Raw genomic sequence first — 18,492 nt, 5'->3', positions numbered from 1 at the left:
TCAGCCGGCCGTCGCGGGGTTGCGGCCGATCTCGTCGAGCCGCTTCTGCAGCGCCAGCTTGTCGAGCGAGTTCATCGGCAGGCTGGTGAAGATCGAGATGCGGTTGTTGAGCATGCGATAGGCGTCGGCAAAGGCGAGATGCTTCTCCGCGTCGGTCCCTTCCGCTGCCGCGGGATCCGGCACGCCCCAGTGCGCCGTCATCGGCTGGCCGGGCCAGACCGGACAGGATTCGTTGGCGGCATTGTCACAGACGGTGAAGACGAAGTTCATTTCCGGCGCCCCGGGAATGGCGAACTCCTCCCAGTTCTTCGACCGCGCGAAGGAGGTGTCGTGGTTCAGGCTCCTGAGCAAATCCAGAGCGAAGGGATGCACCTCGCCCTTCGGCTGCGAGCCGGCCGAAAAGGCCTTGAAACGGCCCTGGCCGATGCGGTTCAGGATCGCCTCGGCCAGGATCGAACGGGCCGAGTTGCCCGTGCACAGGAAAAGCACGTTGTAGGTGTCGTTGCTCATCGGATCTTCCTCGAATGGCGGAACGCGCCGCCGTGAAAAGGTTCAGCAGTCGCAGGTGACGGCATTGATGACGGGGCGGCAGAGTTCGGGCGAACCGTTGCAGCAATCTTCCATAAGGTAGGCCAGAAGGTCGCGAAACCCGGTCATGTCGGCGACGTAGCGGATGGTCCGGCCGTCCCGTTCGGGTCGGGCCAGGCCGGCATGCGTCAGGATCTTCAGGTGGGAGGACGTGGTGTTCTGCACGGCGCCCACATGCGTGGCGATCTCGCCCGCGGGGATGCCGTCCGTCCCCGCCCGCACCAGCAGGCGGAAGATGTCCAGGCGAGTCTCCTGACCCAGCGCGGCAAGCGCGGCAAGCGAAGCCTTCTTGTCCATACATCTGCCTTTCTCGATAAATCGACGCATGAGCAGATAGCACGGTCGTTCAGAGCCGGGAAGGGCCTTTCCTCCTCACCCCGGACGGGCACGGGCCGCCATCATGAAACCGGACGAGACGCGAAGGGCTTATGCCCGGGACCGCGGCTGCCTCCTGAAGTCCGATTCGGGGGCAGCACATGAGCGCGGGGCTTGACAGATGGTGGCCTCCTCTAGGACGATCCGATCTGGTCCGACCAGTTCTCGTCGGATGTTTCGTCGGGTCGGGGGAGACCTGGGAGGAGTGATCACATGAACATCGCCGCACAACCCGACGCCGCCGCCCGGGCGGTTCCGTTCGACGCCGGCCGGCTCGACGGGCTCATGGAGGAGCATGGCATCGACGTGTTGCTGGCGACGTCGAAGCACAACGCAGCCTACCTCTTGGGCGGCTATCGCTTCATCTTCTTTTCGGCCATGGACGCGATCGGCCACAGCCGGTACCTGCCCGTCGTGATCTACGACAAGGGGCGCCCGGGCAACGCCGCCTATGTCGCCAACCGGATGGAAGCGGGCGAGCACCAGAACCGGCCGTTCTGGACGCCGGCCTTCTACCCGGAGACGTGGGGTTCGGTCGATGCCGCCAGGCGCGCCGTCGCCCATCTCGCGTCGATCGGCAGGTCCGGCGCGCGGATCGGCGTCGAACCCGCCTTCCTGCCCTCCGACGCCTGGAAGGTCCTCGCGGACGGTCTGGAGGGCGCCACGCTGGTCGACGCCACCGGCCTGATGGAGCGGATGCGGGCGCTGAAGACGCCGCACGAACTCTCGCTGTTGCGGCAGGCCTCGGAACTGATCACCGACTCGATGATGGCGACCATCGCCGCGGCGCGCGAAGGCACGACCAAGATCGAGATCATCGAACGGCTGCGTCGCGAGGAGACCAATCGCGGGCTGCAGTTCGAGTACTGCCTGCTGACGCTCGGCGCCAGCCACAACCGTGCTTCGTCCGAGCAGGCCTGGCGCGCGGGCGAGGTGCTGTCGATCGATTCGGGCGGCAACTGGGGCGGCTACATCGGCGACCTTTGCCGGATGGGCGTGCTGGGCGAGCCGGACGGCGAGCTGGAAGATTTGCTCGGCGAGGTCGAAGCGGTGCAGCAGGCCGCCTTCTCCAAGGTCAGGGCCGGGGCGAGGGGCGGCGACATGATCGCTCATGCCGAGGGCGTCCTGAAGGCGTCCGGGGTCGCGGCGTTCACCGATTTCTTCGCCCACGGCATGGGGCTGATCAGCCATGAGGCGCCTTTCCTCATGACCAACCATCCGGTGGCCTACGAGGGGGTCGACGCGGAGCGACCGCTCGAGGCCGGCATGGTGCTTTCGATCGAAACCACCATGCTCCACCCCAAACGCGGCTTCATCAAGCTGGAAGACACGCTGGCGGTCACCGATGGGGGCTTCGAGATGTTCGGCGAGCGCGGGCGTGGCTGGAACAGGGGCGGGACGACCTGAGCCGCCCCGACGCGCTCCGTTCCGGACGTCGAAAGGCTCAGCCGCCGGCCTTCAAGATCCGGAAATCCGGCAGGTCGCGCAGGCCGAGCTCGGGTCCGGCGGGCGAATAGACCACGAAGAGCTGCATCGGGCCGTCGCCGGTGTTGAGCGTCGAATGGAACCGGCTTTCAGGCACGTAGACCGTGCATCCCGGACCTACCTCGCGGGTTACCGGCGTGCCGGCTTCGTCCTCTACCATCTGTTCGCCATGACCCGAGATGACGAAGATGATCTCCTCGGCGCCGGGATGATTGTGTCGCGCATGGCCCTGGCCGGAAGGCAGGTCGACGACGCCGCCCGAAAAGCGCTGCGCGCCGTTGACCTCGGGTGCGACCGTGAGCGCCAGCTGGCCCCAGTCGAATCCGAAGGCGTCGACATCCTTCGGGTAGACGAAATGGGCGTCTGCTCCCTGCTTCATGACTTTCTTCCTCCCTGGTTGAAGATCTGCGCGCGATCCGTCGGGTCCTGTCCGCGATCCGGCTCTGGCCGAGACGCGCCCGGCGGCCGCGAAGCCTGTTCCGGTGTTTTCTCGATCCGTGTCGATCCTCCGCGAGGACACGACGCGCGATGTCCCGTCCCACGTTCCACGTGCGGCCGATGGCTCGCCCACGGCGCGGCCGCCTAAACGGCGATTGCGTATTCGTGAGACGGGCGTATCGTATTGACATGAAAGTCTCACGTCAATTGACCAAGGGAGCGCCTGATCCCCAGCGGGGGCCACGGGCACGCACGCGTCGGCTGATGCTGGAGACGGCGACGAGGCTGATGCAGTCGGGCGCGACGCCGTCGATTAGCGAGGTCGCGCAGGCCGCCGAGGTCTCGCGGGCGACGGCCTATCGTTATTTTCCCAGCCAGGCGGCGCTGGTCCACGCGGTCGTCGACCAGGCGCTGGGTCCGATCCTGATGCAGTCGAGAGCGGGTTCGGATGCCGCCGAGCGGGTCGACGACCTGTTTCGCAGGTCGATGCCGCGAATCCAGGAGTTCGAGGCGACGTTCAAGGCGGCGCTGAAGCTGTCGCTCGATCAGTGGGCGAAACGCCAGGCGGGGGCGCTGGGCGACGAGCCGCCGCTCACACGGGGCCATCGCATCGACCTCCTGGAGGATGCGCTGGCGCCGCTTCGGGGCGAGCTTGCGGAGGACGAGTTCCAGCGCCTCGCCCAGGCGCTTTCGCTGCTCTTCGGGGTCGAGGCGCTGGTGGTGCTCAAGGATATCTGGAACCAGGATGCCGCCCAGGTGGAGGCGGTGACGCGTTGGGCCGCGTCGGCGCTCGTGCGGGCGGCGACGGCCGGCCGGGCCTGAACGCGGAGCTCGATCGGCAGGCGCGATCTGGTTGGACCAGTTCAAACCACTGCCGCAGACGGGCCATCGAGCCTGCAACGGGCCCAAATTGGATGTTAATCGATACGGATATCATATTAATTGGATAATCTTGCGTTTTCGGGCATGCCTGTTGACGGTATTGGCCCATGGAGCAAGAGAAGCCTCTTGACGAAGTTCGGTATTTGGTAATACCAGATTGGGCCTGACGGATGTCGTTTCGACATTTGTCGCAGCGCGGGCCGAAGGGTGGGAGGAACTGTCTCTTCGGTCGGGCAGCGCCAGCATGGAACTACCTGTGCCAGCGATCGAGCGGGCACTTCAGACGGTAGGTGCATAAATGGGAGGAAGTCATTATGCGCAATAGGATCACCGGCCTCGTCGCCGGTTTGGGACTGACGCTTGCCTGTTCGACCTCTGTGTTCGCGCAGGAACTCACCATCTTCTGGGCGGAGTGGGATCCGGCCAACTATCTGCAGGAACTCGTCAACGAGTATGAGGCCGAAACCGGCGTCAAGGTCACCGTCGAGACCACGCCGTGGTCCGACTTCCAGACCAAGACCTTCACCGAGCTCAATGCCCGCGGTTCGGCCTACGACATGGTCGTCGGCGACTCGCAATGGCTCGGAGCGGCGTCCGAGGCCGGCCACTACGTCGACCTCACCGAGTTCTTCAACAAGCACAACCTCGGCGAAGTCATGGCGCCGGCGACGGTGAAGTACTATGCCGAGTATCCGGCGAGTTCCGGAAAATACTGGGCGATCCCGGCCGAAGGCGACGCCGTGGGCTGGTCCTACCGCAAGGACTGGTTCGAGGATCCCAAGGAAATGGCCGATTTCAAGGCCAAGTACGGATACGATCTCGACGTGCCGCAGACCTGGGCGCAGATGCGCGACATCGCGGAGTTCTTCCATCGCCCGGACCAGAACCGCTACGGCATCGCCATCTACACCGACAACTCCTATGACGGCCTCGTCATGGGCGTGGAGAACGCCATCTTCTCCTACGGCGGCGAGCTCGGCAATTACGAGACCTACGAGGTCGACGGCATCATCAACTCCGAGCAGAACGTGAAGGCGCTCGAGATGTACCGCGAGCTCTACGGCTTCACGCCGCCCGGCTGGGCCAAGACGTTCTTCGTCGAAAACAACCAGGCGATCACCGAAAACCTGGCCGCGATGAGCATGAACTACTTCGCGTTCTTCCCGGCGCTGACCAACGAGGCTTCCAACCCGAACGCCAAGGTGACCGGCTTCTTCGCCAATCCGGCGGGACCGGACGGGCACCAGTTCGCGGCGCTCGGCGGGCAGGGCATCTCGGTGATCTCGTACTCGGACAACCAGGAGGAATCGATGAAGTTCCTCGAATGGTTCATCAAGGACGAGGTCCAGAAGCGCTGGGCCGAACTCGGCGGCTACACGGCCAGCGCGGCCGTGCTGGAATCCGAGGAGTTCCAGAACGCGACGCCCTACAACAAGGCCTTCTACGAGACCATGTTCAAGGTGAAGGACTTCTGGGCGACGCCCGAGTACGCGGAGCTGCTGATCCAGATGAACCAGCGGGTCTACCCGTACATCACGGCCGGCCAGGGATCCGCCAAGGAAGTGCTCGACGCGCTGGCGGCCGACTGGAACGCCACCTTCAAGAAGTACAACCGCGTAAAGTAACGACATCCCGGACCGAGGGGGCGGCCCCGCCGTCCCCTCGGCTCGTCTCGGGCGCTCGTGCACGGTAAGGCTCTGGGAGGAGCGGGGTTTTGGCGACATTGACGATGACGACGCTCGATCCGCAAAGCAAGGCGGCGCGGCGAGGCTTGAGCGACCTGGCGATCAGGAACCTGTTCATCATTCCGACGATCATCTTCCTGATCGTCTTCAACATCTTTCCGCTGCTCTACTCGCTGGGCTACTCGTTCACGGATTTCCGGGCGTCGTCGAACGCACCGGCCAATTTCGTCGGCCTCGACAACTACCGCACGCTGCTCAACGACCCCTTCATCTGGTCGAACTTCGCCATCACCGCGAAGTACGTGATCGTTTCGGTCGCTGGCCAGGTCGTCGTCGGGTTCGGTGTCGCGCTGCTGCTCAACCGCGAAATCCCCTTCAAGGGACTGATCACGACGCTGCTGCTGCTGCCCATGATGCTGTCGATGGCGGTGGTCGGGCTGTTCTGGAAGCTGCTCTACGATCCGTCCTTCGGCATCATCAACTACGCCTTCGGCCTTGGCCGCTTCGAATGGCTGTCCAACCCGGACATGGCGCTCTACGCCGTGGCGCTGACCGACATCTGGATGTGGTCGCCCTTCGTGATGCTCCTGTCTCTCGCCGGCCTGTCGGCGGTGCCCAAGCATCTCTACGAAGCCGCCGCGATCGATCGCGCGGGGCCGATCTACACGTTCTTCCGGATCACGTTGCCGCTGGTCGCGCCGATCCTGATGATCGCCATCATCTTCCGCACCATGGAAGCCTTCAAGACCTTCGATCTCGCCTACATCCTGACCAGCCAGCCGACGACCGAGGTGATCTCGATCCGTCTCTACAAGATGGCGTTCCAGGAGTGGCAGACGGGCATGAGCTGCGCGCTCGCCTACATCGTGCTCATCATGGTGATCGCCATCACCAACATCTACGTGAAGTACCTGAACAAAGTGAAGGAACGCTGAGATGGCGGCCGTCCAGACCACCTCCGAGCGCGCCCTCAACAAGGTCGCCATCGTCGGCGTCCTGATCGCGACGATCATCTTCCTGGCGCCGATCTACTGGATCGTCTCGACCTCGTTCAAGCCGCGCAACCTGGCGACCACCATCCCGCCGACGGTGCTCTTCGAACCGGAGATCTCCCCATTCGTGAAGCTGGTGTTGCGTCGCTCGCAATTGCGCGAACAACCGTCGCCGGAGGAATATGCCGCCGCGCCCTGGTGGGAGCGGCTGGTCTTCGACGGCGGCGAAAAGGTCGTGCGCGACGGCCAGGGCAACGTCCAGCTGTCGGGCTATCCCAGCCGCTTCGTCAACTCGCTGATCGTCGCCATCGTCTCCACCGTGCTGGCCGTCGGCATGGGAACGATCACGGCCTATGGTTTCTCGCGCTTCAAGGTGAAGGGTGAACAGGACTGGCTGTTCTTCATCCTGTCGACACGCATGCTGCCGCCGGTCGTGGTCGCAATCCCGATGTTCCTGATGTACCGGGCGGTCGGGCTCAACGACACGCATCTCGGGCTGATCATCCTCTATACCGCCTTCAACCTCTCCTTCTCCGTCTGGCTCATGAAGGGCTTCATCGACGAGATACCGAGAGAGTACGAGGAGGCGGCGCTCGTCGACGGCTACACGCGCATGGAGGCTTTCTTCAAGGTCGTCCTGCCCGAAGCCGCCACCGGCATCGCGGCCACCGCCGTGTTCTGCTTCATCACGGCGTGGAACGAATACGCCTTCGCGCTCATCATGACGCGCCGCACGGCGCAGACCGCGCCGCCCTTCATCCCCAGCCAGGTCGGCTCGGGCCTGCCCGACTGGACCGTGATCGCCTCCGGAACCTTCCTGTTCCTGCTGCCGGTGGCGATCTTCACCTTCCTCCTGCGCAACCACCTTTTGCGTGGCATGAGCTTCGGAGCGATCCGCAAATGAGCTTCCGCGCCTTCAACCAGCGCTGGCTGCACCCGGCCTTCCAGACGCTGATGATCTTCGGCATCATCGCCTTGTGCCAGCCGTGGAACTTCTTCCTGCACCGCTACGGCGTGACGTTGATCCTCATCGGACTGATCGGCTTCATGATCACCGGCAAGATCGGGCCGGCGGTGCCGAAGAACCCCGACGGTGCATTCGACGTCTCCGACCATCACGACGGAAAGGCCGGAGGAAGCGCATGACGCATATCGAGCTTCGTGGCGTGCAGAAGTGGTTCGGCGCCGTCCAGGTCATCAAGAACCTCAACCTGACCATCGAGGATGGCGAGTTCATCGTCATGCTCGGTCAGTCCGGATGCGGCAAGACGACGACCCTGCGGGCCGTCGCCGGGCTGGAGACGATCGACGAAGGCGACATCCTCATCGACGGCAAGCCGGTGCAGCACCTGAAATGCTCCGCCCGCGACATCGCGATGGTGTTCCAGTCCTTCTCGCTCTACCCGCACATGACGGTCTACGAGAACATCGCCTTCCCGCTGCGCGCGACGGGCATGGGCAAGGCCGGCATCGACGAGGCTGTGCGCTCCATCGCCAAGGTCTTGCGGATCACCGAGCTTCTCGACCGCAAACCGTCGGCGCTGTCGGGCGGCGACATGCAGCGCGTGGCGATCGGGCGCGCCCTCGTGCGGCACCCGAAGGCGATGCTGATGGACGAGCCGATCGGCGCGCTGGATGCGAAGCTGCGCGAGGAGATGCGCGCCGAGATCAAGCGGCTCCATGTCAAGCAGGGGTCGACGACGATCTACGTCACCCACGACCAGGTGGAGGCGATGAGCCTCGCCGACCGGATCGTCATCATGCACGAGGGGGTGCTGCAGCAGGTGGGCGCGCCCGAAGAGGTCTACCAGCGTCCGCAGAACCTCTTCGTCGCCCAGTTCGTCGGCAGCCCGGTGATGAACGTCTCGCCGGCGATCGTGCGCAGCGAGGGAGACGACGTCTCGGTCGCCATCGATGCAACCGTGCCTGGCTTTGCCTTCCCGCGCGAATTGCTCGGCAAGCTCAACGGGCATGCCGGCAACGGCGCACTGAAGCTCGGGATCCGCCCCGAGGCCGTCCTGGTCAGCCGAGATGCGCAGCCGGGCTATGTGCCCGTCGTCGCGCACATCATCGAGCCGCTCGGTTCGCACGACATCGTCGACCTGAAGGTCGGCGGGGAGATCCTGCGCGCCCGCACGCCGTCCGGCTTCGTGCCGCGGGCGGGCGACGCGGTGCATGTCCGCCTGGATCCGTCGCAGGCGCATTTCTTCGACCAGTCCAGCGGCGAAAGCCTCGGAGTGAGATTGTAAGCCCATGGCCCACATAGAACTTCGGAACGTGTCGAAGAGCTTCGGCGCCAACACGGCGCTCAAGGGCTTGAACCTGACGGTCGAGGACGGACAGTTCTTCGTCCTGCTCGGCGAAACCGGCGCCGGAAAGACCACCACGCTGCGCGTCGTCGCGGGCCTGGAAAAGCCGACCGAAGGCACCGTGCTCATCGACGGCGTCGATGTCGGTTCCTGGGGTGCGGCAGAGCGGGACGTCGCGCTGGTGCTGCAACAGTACTCCCTCTATCCGCGCTATACCGTGCGCGAGAACCTCGAGTTTCCGCTCAAGTCGAAGATCCGGCGGGTCGAACCGGCCGAGATCAAGGAGCGCGTCGACCGGGTGGCCAGGACGCTGCGCATCGAGCACCTGATGGACCGCAAGACCGACCGGCTGTCGGGCGGCGAGATGCAGCGCGTCTCGATCGGACGCGCGATCGTGCGCAAGCCGCGGGTGTTCCTGATGGACGAGCCGCTGTCGGCGCTCGACGCCAAGCTGCGCGAAGCGCTGCGGACGGAACTGAAGAACCTGCAGATGAATCTCGGCGCGACCTTCCTCTTCGTCACGCATGACCAGGTGGAGGCCATGTCGATGGGCGACCGCATCGGCGTCCTCGACAGGGGACGGCTCGTGCAGGTCGGCACGCCGTCGGAAATCTATGCCCGTCCGAAGAACACCTTCGTTGCGCGCGCCGTCGGATCGCCGCCGATGAACCTCATCCATGGCGCCGTCCGCGACGGCAATGCCGTCGCCGAGGCGGGTTTCAGCCTGCCGATCGCCGCCGCCGCCTCGCAGGATGGCCGCGCAGTCACGTTCGGCGTGCGGCCCGAGGACATCCGGCTGGACGCGGAAGCGACGGCAAAGGGGCGCGTTCACGACGTCGAAAACCATGGCGTCGAGAAGATCGTCACCGTGGCCGCCGGCGATGCCTTGCTGCGGCTGACCACGCCTGCCTCGCACAAGCTTGCGATCGACGACACGATCGCCTTCTCGTGGAACCCGGACAAGATCATCCTGTTCGATCGCGGCTCGGGCCTCAACCTGGCGGGGGCGTAACGGAGACGATCAGGGAGGGCTCTCGGATGACGCATTTCATCGTCCGAGGACGCACCAGAATCCGGCATCGGCGTAGCGGGCCTCAGGCCGGAAACCGCCGCCTGTAAGCATCCAGCGCTTCGGGATTGCAGAAGTTCAGCGGCAATTCGCCCCGCAGGACGCGTCGTGCTTCCTCGGCCGCCGCCATGCCCATGCGCCGCATGCTGCCTTCGGTGATGCCCGACATGTGCGGGGTCACCATCACGTTGTCGAAGCCGAGATAGGGGTGATCGGCGGGTAGGGGCTGCCTGGCGAAGACGTCCAGTGCGGCGCCGCCGATCCGCTGCTCGCGCAGCGCCGCCAGCATCGCCTCGTCATCGATCACCGGGCCGCGCGAGATGTTGATCAGCAGCGCATCGGGCTTCATCAGGCCAAGCACGCGCGCGTCGATCATGCCTCGTGTCTCGTCGGTCAGCGGACAGCACAGCACCACGATGTCGCTGCGCGACGCCAGTTCGTCGAGGCCGACGAAACCGGCGTCGTCGGGGATGTCGCGCCGGCTGCGGCTGTGGATCAGCACGTCCAGCCCGTATCCATGGCGCGCAATGGCATGAACCTGCCTGCCGATGTTGCCGAAGCCGACGATGCCGAGCGTCAGGCCGTCGAGGTCGCGGGTGAAGTCGGCATGATGGCGCGCCGCGTTCCAGCCATTGGCATGCAATTCGCGGTCGATGGTGCGAAACCGGCGCAACAGCGTCATGGCTGCGAAGAAGACGTATTCCGCGACGGTGCGGGAGTTGGCGCCCGGCGTGTTGGCAACGAGCACGCCGGCCTGCGTGGCGGCGGCCATCGGGATCATGTCGAGGCCGGCGCCGTGCCGGATGGCGGCCCGCAGGCGCGGCGCCTGTTCGAACAGGGCGGGTGGCAGCGGCGCGCGCACGATGATCACCTCCGCGTCCCGGCCCTCCCGCAACAGGGTCTCGGGGTCGTAGGCCGGTGCAAAACGAAGGTTGCCCATCGTCTCGAGCAGCGCGGCGACCTGCGGATGCAGGACGTTCGTCGACAGGATCTCAGGCAAGGGGCTCAAACCTTCTCGGTATTCAGGGCAGGTGTCGCACCGTCCGAGCCGTCGAGAAGCCCTTTCCAATAGCTCTCCGCGCCCTGGAGGTGGGCGCTCATCAGGGCCTGGGCCAGATTGCCGTCCCGGCGCTGCAACGCCTCGAAGATGCGGATGTGCTCGGCATGCGAGCGGCGGACGCGTTCGGCATCGTTGAAATAGATCGGCAGGCGCTGCTCGCCCATGATGTAGTAGACGCTGCACACCTTGTGGAAGACGCTGTTCTGGGTCGCGCGCACGATTTCCAGATGAAAGTCGCGGTCCTCGCGCGCCAGGCCTTCGCCGGCTGCGATCTTCTGCTCCGAGATCCGCAGGATTTCGCGCAGCCGTTCGAAATTCTCCTCGGTGGCGCGGTCGCAGGCGAGTTCGGCCGCCTTGATCTCGTGGATCTTGCGCAGTTCCACCGTCTCGTAGATCTGGACCGGATCGAGCGGAACGCCGGCACGGGCAAACAGCGCCATGGCCTCGACGCTGGCCTGGTTGGTCGTGAGGTAGATGCCGGACTTGGCCCGCCGTTCGACGATGCGCATGGCTTCGAGGATCGCCAGGGCCTCACGGATCTGCCCGCGGCTGACTTCGAAATGGTCGGCCAGTTCGCGCTCGGACGGAAGACGACCGCTCTCTTCCTTCGACTGCTGGTACAGGAAGGCCGCAAGGTCCGGAAGAAGGTTGTTTTCCTTCATCTCTCAGTCTCCGTGCGCGTGCGCCTCCAGGAACGATTCCGCGATCGTGAAACCCAGTCCCGGTCGGTCGGGGATGGCGATCATGCCGTCGCTGACCGACACGTCGTCCTCGACGAGGTCGTGGATCATGGGGTTTGCCCCGAGCGAATACTCGATCACGAAGCTTGCAGGCGATGCCGCACATACGTGCAGCCCGGCGAAGAAGCAAGGCGCGCCCGCCCACAGGTGCGGCGAAAGCCGCAGGTTGAAGGCGCTCGCCAGCGCGCCGATGCGCATCGCTTCGGTGATGCCGCCGCAGAAGGCGGGATCGGGCTGGAAGATGTCGACCGACTTCAGCATGGCGAGATCGCGGAAGGCAAAGCGCGTCGCCTCCGACTCGCCGCTGGCGATGGGCACCGAACCGGCGGCGCGAACCTCCGCCATGCCTGCCTTGTCGTCGGCGATGACGGGTTCCTCGAACCAGGTCAGGTCGCAGTCGGAGACCATGTGGGCGAAGCGCTTGGCGTCGGCAACCGTATAGGTTCCATGCGCGTCGACCATGAGTTGCACGTCCGGGCCGAGCGCCTCGCGCGCAGCCTTGACGCGGGCCGCCGAGACGTGCGGCGGGCCGTCCATGGCGCCCACGCGCATCTTCACCGCTCCGAACCCACCGGCGTCGATATAGGATCGCAGTTGCTCGCCGATCTTGTCGGCCGGAGCCCATCCGCCGGACGCATAGGCGGGCAGGCGGTCGGCCTTGCGCCCGCCGATCAACCGCCAGACAGGCTGGCCGAGCGACTTGCCGAGGATGTCCCAGAGCGCGATGTCGACCGCGCTGATGGCGGCCACCGAAATGCCCCGGCGCGAAAGCTCCGGCATCGCATGGCCGGCGGCGGCGGCCTTCTCGTGGCGGACGCCGTTGTAGAGCATCTCCCAGATCTGCGAGATGTCGGCGGGGTCGCGCCCGATCAGGCGGGGCGCGACCTCGTGATTGAGCATGTGAACGAGCGCGGCATAGGTACCGGCGCTTCCGGCGGCGTTCTTGCCTTCGCCCCAGCCGACCAGCCCGTCGTCGGTTTCGATCCGCAGGATCGCCGCGTCGAAGGTGGCGAGCTGGCCGAAATCGCTCTTGTGCTGGCGGCTCGCCTCGATGGGAATGCGGACCCACCAGGCCCGAACCGACTTGATGCGCATATCAGCATCCTTCGATTGTGCAGGGCGCCGAAGACCGCACGTCCAGCGGGCATGCGCTCGCAAGCTCCGGCCGCGCGATGGAGGCCGGATCGGTCGCTGCTGATGTCATGGCGTTCGTCCTGCTTGGCCGCTTCGGCAGCCTACTTGATGAGCGGCAGGATGGTTTCCGCCGTGATCCGCATCTGGTCGGTGTAGAATTTCTCGGTCAGCAGGCTCGAGCCGTGATCCTGGATGAACTTGAGCTGCTCGGGAGAAATGTCGACCGGATTGCGCTCGACCATGTCCGGATAGCGGTTCGCCGGCGTCCGGTCGACCGGCGCGACGAACTCGTTGGTCAGGGCCCCGTCGTAGCCGATGTCCTTCAGGATGCCGACGATCTTCTTCCAGTCGATCGTGCCAAGGCCGGCCGCGAAACGGTTGTTGTCGGCGATGTGGAAATCGAAGAGTCGCTTGCCGGCCTTTCGGATCGCCTCCTCGACGTCGAACTCCTCCATGTGGATGTGATAGGCGTCGAGACACACGCCGCATTCGGGGCTCACCGCGTCGGCCAGCGCCAGCGCCTGTTCGCCGCGGTTGAAGAGGTAGGTCTCGAAGCGATTGAGCGGCTCTACGGCGACGCGGACGCCGACCTTCTTGGCGTGGGCGAAGCATTCGCGGGTGGCATCGACCACCCACGTCCACTCCTCCTCTTCGGTCCCGTCGGGAACCACCTTGCCGACGGTCGCCGGCACCAGCGTGATGATCTCGCCATCGAGTTCGCTGACCATGGTCAGCACGTCCTTGACATACTGCACGGAACGCTCGCGCTGGCCCTGGTCGGCGGCCGCGAGATTGCGTTCGCCCAGCATCAAGGTGACCGCGCCCCAGCAGCGGATTCCGTGCTCCTTGAGAAGACGGCGGGTCTCGCCGGTCTCGTACTGGCTCGGTTCACCCGAAATCTCGATCGATTCATAGCCGAACTGCTTGATCCGCCGGAGCGTGGTTTCCAGTGGCTCCGCACGCATCCAGTTGTGCGTCGATAGATGCATGATCAGCTTCCTCCCCTATGGTGCAGCATGGTCAGGTCTGACAGACTGCATGTCACGATCGCCCAATCCTGTGAACTGGTGCGACCAATTTTGTTGATTGGAAGCTCTAGCCCATTCGCGAATGGTTCGCAAGCTTCCGCCATTTCAGCCGGGAAACTCCGCTAAAACTCCATTCAATCAAGGTTTTGACGCCTTGATGGACGTCTTGGGTACGGCCTGTCGCGCCAAGCCACCTTGACCAATTTTCCGCTTTTGGTATTACCAGAACAGGAAACGGCGCGAAGGGCGATCCCGGGGGGAGGGCGTAGCCCGGCAAATGACGCCCGTGAACAGGGAGAGGACCGACATGGCCACGACGATCAAGGGCCCAGCGATTTTTCTGGCGCAGTTCGCCGGGGATGAAGCGCCGTTCAACTCGCTCGGCGCCATTGCCGCCTGGGCGGCGGGCCTGGGCTACAAGGGCGTTCAGATTCCGACCTGGGACGGACGGCTCTTCGATCTGAAGAAGGCCGCGCAGTCGCAGGCCTATTGCGACGAGGTGAAGGGCATCTGCGCCGATGCGGGCGTCGAGATCACCGAACTTTCCACTCACCTGCAGGGCCAGCTCGTCGCCGTGCACCCGGCCTATGACGCGCAGTTCGACGGTTTCGCGCCGGCTTCCGTGCATGGCAATCCGAAAGCGCGCCAGCAATGGGCCGTCGAGCAGATGATGCTGGCGGCCAAGGCGTCGAAGAACCTCGGGCTCGACGCCTCGGTTTCCTTCACCGGTGCGCTCGCCTTCCCGTACCTCTATCCCTGGCCGCAGCGGCCGGCCGGCCTGATCGAGGAGGCCTTCGCCGAGCTCGGGCGACGCTGGAAGCCGATCCTCGACGCCTACGACGATGCGGGCTGCGATGTCGGCTACGAGATCCATCCGGGCGAGGATGTTTTCGACGGCACGACCTTCGAGATGTTCCTCGATGCCGTGGGCGGCCACAAGCGCTGCACGATCAACTACGATCCCTCGCATTTCGTGCTGCAGCAGCTCGACTATCTCGCCTTCATCGACATCTACCACGAGCGCATCTCGGCCTTCCATGTGAAGGACGCCGAGTTCAATCCCACAGGCCGCCAGGGCGTCTATTCGGGCTATGCCGGCTGGACCGAGCGCGCCGGCCGCTTCCGGTCGCTCGGCGATGGCCAGGTCGATTTCGGCGGCATCTTCTCCAAGCTTTCCCAGCATGGCTACGACAGTTGGGCGGTGCTGGAATGGGAGTGCTGTCTCAAGCACCCGGAACAGGGTGCGGCCGAAGGCGCGCCCTTCATCGCCAGCCACATCATCCAGGTGACGGAGAAGGCGTTCGACGATTTCGCCGGCGGAACGACGGATCGCGCGGCGCTGCGGAAGATGATGGGGATCGAGTGAGGGGCGGCAGTCGGCAGTCGGCAGTCGGCAGTCGGAACAGGTGACCGTCAGGATCAGGCGTTGCAAGCGTTTTTTGACCCGACTTCCGTTCGATCCGACGTCGTGCCAAAGCGGCTCCCATCCATGCCTTTCCGACTGCCGACTGCCGACTGCCGATTGCCGATTGCCCAACTCACGGAGGAACACATGGTCAGTGGAAGACAGGTCGAGTCAGGTTCTGGCCCCATCCGCCTCGGCATGGTCGGTGGTGGGCAGGGCGCCTTCATCGGTGGCGTTCACCGCATCGCCGCGCGGCTCGACGGCGAGTTCGCGCTGGTGGCCGGAGCGCTGTCGTCGGACCCGGAGCGGGCGAAGGCGTCGGCGGCCGAACTCGGGCTCGATCCGAAACGCAGCTACGGCTCCTTTGCCGAAATGGCGAAGAAGGAAGCCAGACGCGCGGACGGCATCGAGGCGGTTGCGATCGTCACGCCAAACCACATGCATTGGCCCGCGGCGAAAGCCTTCCTGGAAGCCGGCATCCACGTCGTCTGCGACAAGCCGCTGACGTCCAACCTCGGCGATGCGAAGAAGCTCGCCGCTGCGGTCGAGAAATCGGGCAAGCTGTTCATCCTCACGCACAACTACACCGGCTACCCGATGGTGCGGCAAGCTCGCGAAATGGTGAGGTCGGGCGAGCTCGGCGACATCCGCGTCGTGCAGGCCGAGTATCCGCAGGACTGGCTGACCGAGCGTGTCGAGGCGACAGGCGCCAAGCAGGCGGTCTGGCGCACCGATCCCAAGCAGTCCGGCGCCGGCGGGGCCACCGGCGACATCGGCACCCATGCCTACAATCTCGCCCGGTTCGTCACCGGGCTCGAACTCGACAGTCTTGCCGCCGATCTGACCGCTTTCGTTGACGGCCGGCCCCTCGACGACAATGCCCATGTCCTTCTGCGCTTCAAGGCCAAGGGGGGCAAAGCGCCGGCCAAGGGCATGCTGTGGGCGAGCCAGGTGGCGCCCGGCAACGAGAACGCGCTGAAACTGCGGGTCTATGGCACCAAGGGCGGCCTGGAATGGGAGCAGGAGCACCCGAACCACCTCTGGTTCACGCCCTTCGGCGCGGAGAAGCGGCTGATCACGCGCGGTGGCGCCGGTGCGGGGGCATCGGCTGCCCGCGTCAGCCGCATCCCGCCCGGCCACCCGGAAGGCTATCTCGAGGGCTTCGCAAACATCTATGCAGAGGCTGCGCGCGCCATCCGGGCCGCCCGCGCCGGCGCCGCGCCCGATGCGGCCGTCATCTATCCGACCGTTGCGGACGGCGTCGAAGGTGTCGCCTTCGTCGAAGCCTGCGTGCGGTCGTCGCGCAAGAACGGGGCGTGGACCAAGCTGTGAGCGCCGTCCGGGGCGGTTGTGGCAAAGACCCGGAGGAACGGCGATGAAGATCGGCATGTGCATGTTCCTCTGGACGACCAGCGTGTCGGCGGAGCACGAGCCGATCCTGCGCGACATCAAGGCCACCGGCTTCGACGGGGTCGAGATACCGATCTTCGACGGCACGCCCGACGACTACCGGCGCCTCGGCGACATGCTCGATGCGATCGGGCTGGACCGTACCGCCGTCTCGGCGATGGGCGATCCGGCGATGAACCTGATCGGCGCCGACGCCGCGTCGCGCGCGGCCGGTGTCGCCCATGTCAAATGGGCGATCGACTGCACGGCGGCGCTCGGCGCTCGGACGCTGAGCGGCCCCTTGCATTCGACGCTTGGGCATTTCTCGGGCGACGGGCCGACGCGGGCGGAATTCGAGCGCTCGATCGCCTCGCAGCGCGCCATCGGCGAGCATGCAGCCGAGCGGGGCGTCATCATCGGGCTGGAGGCGCTCAACCGCTTCGAATGCTACCTGGTCAACACCATGGACGCGCTCGGCGCCCATCTCGACGAGATCGGCCATCCCAACATCAGGGCGATGTATGACACCTTCCACGCCAACATCGAGGAAACCGACCCGATCGGCGCCTTTACGCGAAATTTGAAGAACATCGTCCATGTCCACATCTCGGAGAACGACCGGGGCGTGCCGGGGCGCGGCAACATTCCTTGGGACGAGACTTTTGCGGCCATCAAGGCCAGCGGCTACGACGGCTGGCTGACGATCGAGGCCTTCGGCCGGGCGCTGAAGGACCTGGCTGCGGCGACGAAGGTGTGGCGCGATTTCGCAGAGAGCCCGCAGGCCGTCTACCGCGACGGCTACGCGCATATCCGCCGTCATCTGGAGGTGGCTTAGGGACGGACTTCGACGAGACGAAAGCCGCGGTGGAGGATACGCCGCCGGCCGCAACAATTGCATCAAGGGAGGAGAATCCAGATGCCAGGCAAGAAGATACTGATGCTGACGGGAGAATTCACCGAGGAATACGAGATCTTCGTGTTCCAGCAGGGCATGGAGGCCGTCGGACACACCGTCCACGTGATCTGCCCCGACAAGAAGGCCGGCGACAAGATCCAGACCTCGCTGCACGATTTCGAAGGCCACCAGACCTATATCGAGCGATTCGGGCATCTGGCCGACATCAACAAGACCTTCTCGGAGGTCCGGCCGGAAGACTACGACGCGGTCTATTGCGCCGGCGGACGTGGACCCGAATACATCCGCACCGACAAGCGCATCCAGGCAATGGTCCGGCATTTCCACGAGGCGAACAAGCCGATCTTCACCATCTGCCACGGCGTTCAGATCCTCGTGGCGGTGGACGGCGTCGTGCGCGGCAAGAAGGTCGCGGCGCTCGGCGCCTGCGAGCCAGAGGTCACGCTGGCCGGCGGCACCTACATCGACGTCAAGCCGACCGAGGCCTATGTCGACGGAACGATGGTGTCGGCCAAGGGCTGGACCGGGCTCGCCGCCTTCATGCGCGAATGCCTGAAGGTGCTCGGCACCGAGATCCGGCACAACTGAGGCGGGCGTGGTTCAGGGCCGCTCGCCCCCTCCACCGCCTTCGGCGGTCCCCCGCCGGGTCGAGCCACTGGTCTCGCCCGTCCTTCGGCCCCCCCGTAAACGGGGGAGGATTTCGCTCCGCCGTCGCGCCACTCTCTGATCCTCCCCTGCGAAGCGGGGGAGGGGGACCGCCGAAGGCGGTGGAGGGGGCGAGCGGCGACCATGCGCCCTTACCGCGAGTGCGGTGCGGCCGAGAATGGTGGAAAGCCGGCGCTCAGCCCGCGATCCCATGGGGCATGAAGCCTGACACAATCACCCTTTGGCGCCCGGTTGGTCCTGCCGAATTCGCTTTGATCCGGGGGAGCGGCAGGTGACGTCCCTGGACGTGGTGTAGCTGGGTAGCGCGGTGGTCATCGGCGCTTTCCGGTAG

Annotated in this window: 19 protein-coding genes; 12 read left to right on the top strand and 7 right to left on the bottom strand. The window is 65.1% G+C overall.

Going from position 1 to position 18,492, the window contains the following annotated elements:
• Together EJC49_RS19775 and EJC49_RS19770 are read right to left on the bottom strand one after the other, a co-directional pair.
• Nucleotides 1-510 carry an arsenate reductase ArsC gene (locus tag EJC49_RS19775; RefSeq protein WP_126701663.1) on the bottom strand — a complete coding sequence of 170 codons (510 nt, stop codon included), beginning with the start codon at nt 508-510 and terminating at the stop codon, nt 1-3.
• Between the two features lie 42 nt (nt 511-552).
• The gene (locus EJC49_RS19770; protein WP_126701662.1) at nt 553-885 is read right to left on the bottom strand and encodes an ArsR/SmtB family transcription factor; all 333 of its coding nucleotides are present in this window, start codon (nt 883-885) and stop codon (nt 553-555) included.
• Nucleotides 886-1,176: 291 nt separating this feature from the next.
• Between EJC49_RS19770 and EJC49_RS19765 the strand changes: the two genes are divergently transcribed.
• Entirely contained in the window at nt 1,177-2,370 is a 1,194-nt protein-coding gene (locus tag EJC49_RS19765; protein ID WP_126701661.1) for a M24 family metallopeptidase, read from the top strand.
• 37 nt (nt 2,371-2,407) lie between these two features.
• Here the strand turns inward: EJC49_RS19765 and EJC49_RS19760 are convergent, their stop codons facing one another.
• A complete protein-coding gene (locus EJC49_RS19760; RefSeq protein WP_126701660.1) occupies nt 2,408-2,827 on the bottom strand; it encodes a cupin domain-containing protein in 420 nt (139 codons plus the stop codon).
• 248 nt (nt 2,828-3,075) lie between these two features.
• Between EJC49_RS19760 and EJC49_RS19755 the strand changes: the two genes are divergently transcribed.
• The 7 genes from EJC49_RS19755 (at nt 3,076) to EJC49_RS19725 (ending at nt 9,766) form a co-directional block, all read left to right on the top strand.
• Nucleotides 3,076-3,708, top strand: coding sequence for a TetR/AcrR family transcriptional regulator (locus tag EJC49_RS19755; protein ID WP_126701659.1), 633 nt, complete (start codon nt 3,076-3,078; stop codon nt 3,706-3,708).
• 374 nt (nt 3,709-4,082) lie between these two features.
• Entirely contained in the window at nt 4,083-5,393 is a 1,311-nt protein-coding gene (locus EJC49_RS19750) for an ABC transporter substrate-binding protein (protein WP_126701658.1), read from the top strand.
• A gap of 89 nt (nt 5,394-5,482) precedes the next feature.
• Nucleotides 5,483-6,388, top strand: a complete 906-nt coding sequence (locus EJC49_RS19745; protein WP_126701657.1) for a carbohydrate ABC transporter permease — start codon at nt 5,483-5,485, stop codon at nt 6,386-6,388.
• A 1-nt stretch (nt 6,389) separates the two neighbouring features.
• Entirely contained in the window at nt 6,390-7,349 is a 960-nt protein-coding gene (locus EJC49_RS19740) for a carbohydrate ABC transporter permease (RefSeq protein WP_126701656.1), read from the top strand.
• The gene (locus tag EJC49_RS19735) at nt 7,346-7,591 is read left to right on the top strand and encodes a hypothetical protein (protein WP_126701655.1); all 246 of its coding nucleotides are present in this window, start codon (nt 7,346-7,348) and stop codon (nt 7,589-7,591) included. The genes EJC49_RS19740 and EJC49_RS19735 overlap by 4 nt, the downstream gene beginning before the upstream one ends.
• Nucleotides 7,588-8,694 carry an ABC transporter ATP-binding protein gene (locus EJC49_RS19730; protein WP_126701654.1) on the top strand — a complete coding sequence of 369 codons (1,107 nt, stop codon included), beginning with the start codon at nt 7,588-7,590 and terminating at the stop codon, nt 8,692-8,694. The genes EJC49_RS19735 and EJC49_RS19730 overlap by 4 nt, the downstream gene beginning before the upstream one ends.
• A gap of 4 nt (nt 8,695-8,698) precedes the next feature.
• Complete coding sequence (locus EJC49_RS19725; RefSeq protein WP_126701653.1) at nt 8,699-9,766, top strand: ABC transporter ATP-binding protein; 1,068 nt, start codon at nt 8,699-8,701, stop codon at nt 9,764-9,766.
• Nucleotides 9,767-9,848: 82 nt separating this feature from the next.
• Here the strand turns inward: EJC49_RS19725 and EJC49_RS19720 are convergent, their stop codons facing one another.
• The 4 genes from EJC49_RS19720 to EJC49_RS19705 form a co-directional block, all read right to left on the bottom strand.
• Nucleotides 9,849-10,823 (bottom strand): NAD(P)-dependent oxidoreductase, encoded by a 975-nt coding sequence (locus EJC49_RS19720; protein ID WP_126701652.1) that lies wholly within the window; start codon nt 10,821-10,823, stop codon nt 9,849-9,851.
• Nucleotides 10,824-10,828: 5 nt separating this feature from the next.
• The gene (locus EJC49_RS19715; protein WP_126701651.1) at nt 10,829-11,545 is read right to left on the bottom strand and encodes a FadR/GntR family transcriptional regulator; all 717 of its coding nucleotides are present in this window, start codon (nt 11,543-11,545) and stop codon (nt 10,829-10,831) included.
• A gap of 3 nt (nt 11,546-11,548) precedes the next feature.
• A complete protein-coding gene (locus EJC49_RS19710) occupies nt 11,549-12,718 on the bottom strand; it encodes a mandelate racemase/muconate lactonizing enzyme family protein (RefSeq protein WP_126701650.1) in 1,170 nt (389 codons plus the stop codon).
• 140 nt (nt 12,719-12,858) lie between these two features.
• On the bottom strand, nt 12,859-13,746 hold the full coding sequence (locus tag EJC49_RS19705; protein WP_126701649.1) for a sugar phosphate isomerase/epimerase family protein: 888 nt from the start codon (nt 13,744-13,746) through the stop codon (nt 12,859-12,861).
• A 346-nt stretch (nt 13,747-14,092) separates the two neighbouring features.
• Between EJC49_RS19705 and EJC49_RS19700 the strand changes: the two genes are divergently transcribed.
• The 4 genes from EJC49_RS19700 (at nt 14,093) to EJC49_RS19685 (ending at nt 18,083) form a co-directional block, all read left to right on the top strand.
• Nucleotides 14,093-15,151 carry a sugar phosphate isomerase/epimerase family protein gene (locus tag EJC49_RS19700; RefSeq protein WP_126701648.1) on the top strand — a complete coding sequence of 353 codons (1,059 nt, stop codon included), beginning with the start codon at nt 14,093-14,095 and terminating at the stop codon, nt 15,149-15,151.
• Between the two features lie 186 nt (nt 15,152-15,337).
• On the top strand, nt 15,338-16,522 hold the full coding sequence (locus EJC49_RS19695; RefSeq protein WP_126701647.1) for a Gfo/Idh/MocA family protein: 1,185 nt from the start codon (nt 15,338-15,340) through the stop codon (nt 16,520-16,522).
• Between the two features lie 43 nt (nt 16,523-16,565).
• Nucleotides 16,566-17,414 carry a sugar phosphate isomerase/epimerase family protein gene (locus EJC49_RS19690; RefSeq protein ID WP_126701646.1) on the top strand — a complete coding sequence of 283 codons (849 nt, stop codon included), beginning with the start codon at nt 16,566-16,568 and terminating at the stop codon, nt 17,412-17,414.
• 81 nt (nt 17,415-17,495) lie between these two features.
• On the top strand, nt 17,496-18,083 hold the full coding sequence (locus tag EJC49_RS19685; protein ID WP_126701645.1) for a DJ-1/PfpI family protein: 588 nt from the start codon (nt 17,496-17,498) through the stop codon (nt 18,081-18,083).
• Nucleotides 18,084-18,492 lie beyond the last annotated feature (409 nt).

Origin of the sequence: Aquibium carbonis, assembly GCF_003970795.1 — a bacterium.
Classification (GTDB): domain Bacteria; phylum Pseudomonadota; class Alphaproteobacteria; order Rhizobiales; family Rhizobiaceae; genus Aquibium; species Aquibium carbonis.
The sequence above is the reverse complement of the archived record's forward strand: the minus strand, read 5'-3'. Positions and strand labels throughout refer to the sequence as shown.

Excerpts from the sequence above, each read along its gene's own strand:
- EJC49_RS19775 (WP_126701663.1), bottom strand. The coding sequence starts at position 510 with ATGAGCAACGACACCTACAACGTGCTTTTCCTGTGCACGGGCAACTCG.
- EJC49_RS19770 (WP_126701662.1), bottom strand. The coding sequence starts at position 885 with ATGGACAAGAAGGCTTCGCTTGCCGCGCTTGCCGCGCTGGGTCAGGAG.
- EJC49_RS19765 (WP_126701661.1), top strand. The coding sequence starts at position 1,177 with ATGAACATCGCCGCACAACCCGACGCCGCCGCCCGGGCGGTTCCGTTC.
- EJC49_RS19760 (WP_126701660.1), bottom strand. The coding sequence starts at position 2,827 with ATGAAGCAGGGAGCAGACGCCCATTTCGTCTACCCGAAGGATGTCGAC.
- EJC49_RS19755 (WP_126701659.1), top strand. The coding sequence starts at position 3,076 with ATGAAAGTCTCACGTCAATTGACCAAGGGAGCGCCTGATCCCCAGCGG.
- EJC49_RS19750 (WP_126701658.1), top strand. The coding sequence starts at position 4,083 with ATGCGCAATAGGATCACCGGCCTCGTCGCCGGTTTGGGACTGACGCTT.
- EJC49_RS19740 (WP_126701656.1), top strand. The coding sequence starts at position 6,390 with ATGGCGGCCGTCCAGACCACCTCCGAGCGCGCCCTCAACAAGGTCGCC.
- EJC49_RS19735 (WP_126701655.1), top strand. The coding sequence starts at position 7,346 with ATGAGCTTCCGCGCCTTCAACCAGCGCTGGCTGCACCCGGCCTTCCAG.
- EJC49_RS19730 (WP_126701654.1), top strand. The coding sequence starts at position 7,588 with ATGACGCATATCGAGCTTCGTGGCGTGCAGAAGTGGTTCGGCGCCGTC.
- EJC49_RS19725 (WP_126701653.1), top strand. The coding sequence starts at position 8,699 with ATGGCCCACATAGAACTTCGGAACGTGTCGAAGAGCTTCGGCGCCAAC.
- EJC49_RS19715 (WP_126701651.1), bottom strand. The coding sequence starts at position 11,545 with ATGAAGGAAAACAACCTTCTTCCGGACCTTGCGGCCTTCCTGTACCAG.
- EJC49_RS19710 (WP_126701650.1), bottom strand. The coding sequence starts at position 12,718 with ATGCGCATCAAGTCGGTTCGGGCCTGGTGGGTCCGCATTCCCATCGAG.
- EJC49_RS19705 (WP_126701649.1), bottom strand. The coding sequence starts at position 13,746 with ATGCATCTATCGACGCACAACTGGATGCGTGCGGAGCCACTGGAAACC.
- EJC49_RS19700 (WP_126701648.1), top strand. The coding sequence starts at position 14,093 with ATGGCCACGACGATCAAGGGCCCAGCGATTTTTCTGGCGCAGTTCGCC.
- EJC49_RS19695 (WP_126701647.1), top strand. The coding sequence starts at position 15,338 with ATGGTCAGTGGAAGACAGGTCGAGTCAGGTTCTGGCCCCATCCGCCTC.
- EJC49_RS19690 (WP_126701646.1), top strand. The coding sequence starts at position 16,566 with ATGAAGATCGGCATGTGCATGTTCCTCTGGACGACCAGCGTGTCGGCG.
- EJC49_RS19685 (WP_126701645.1), top strand. The coding sequence starts at position 17,496 with ATGCCAGGCAAGAAGATACTGATGCTGACGGGAGAATTCACCGAGGAA.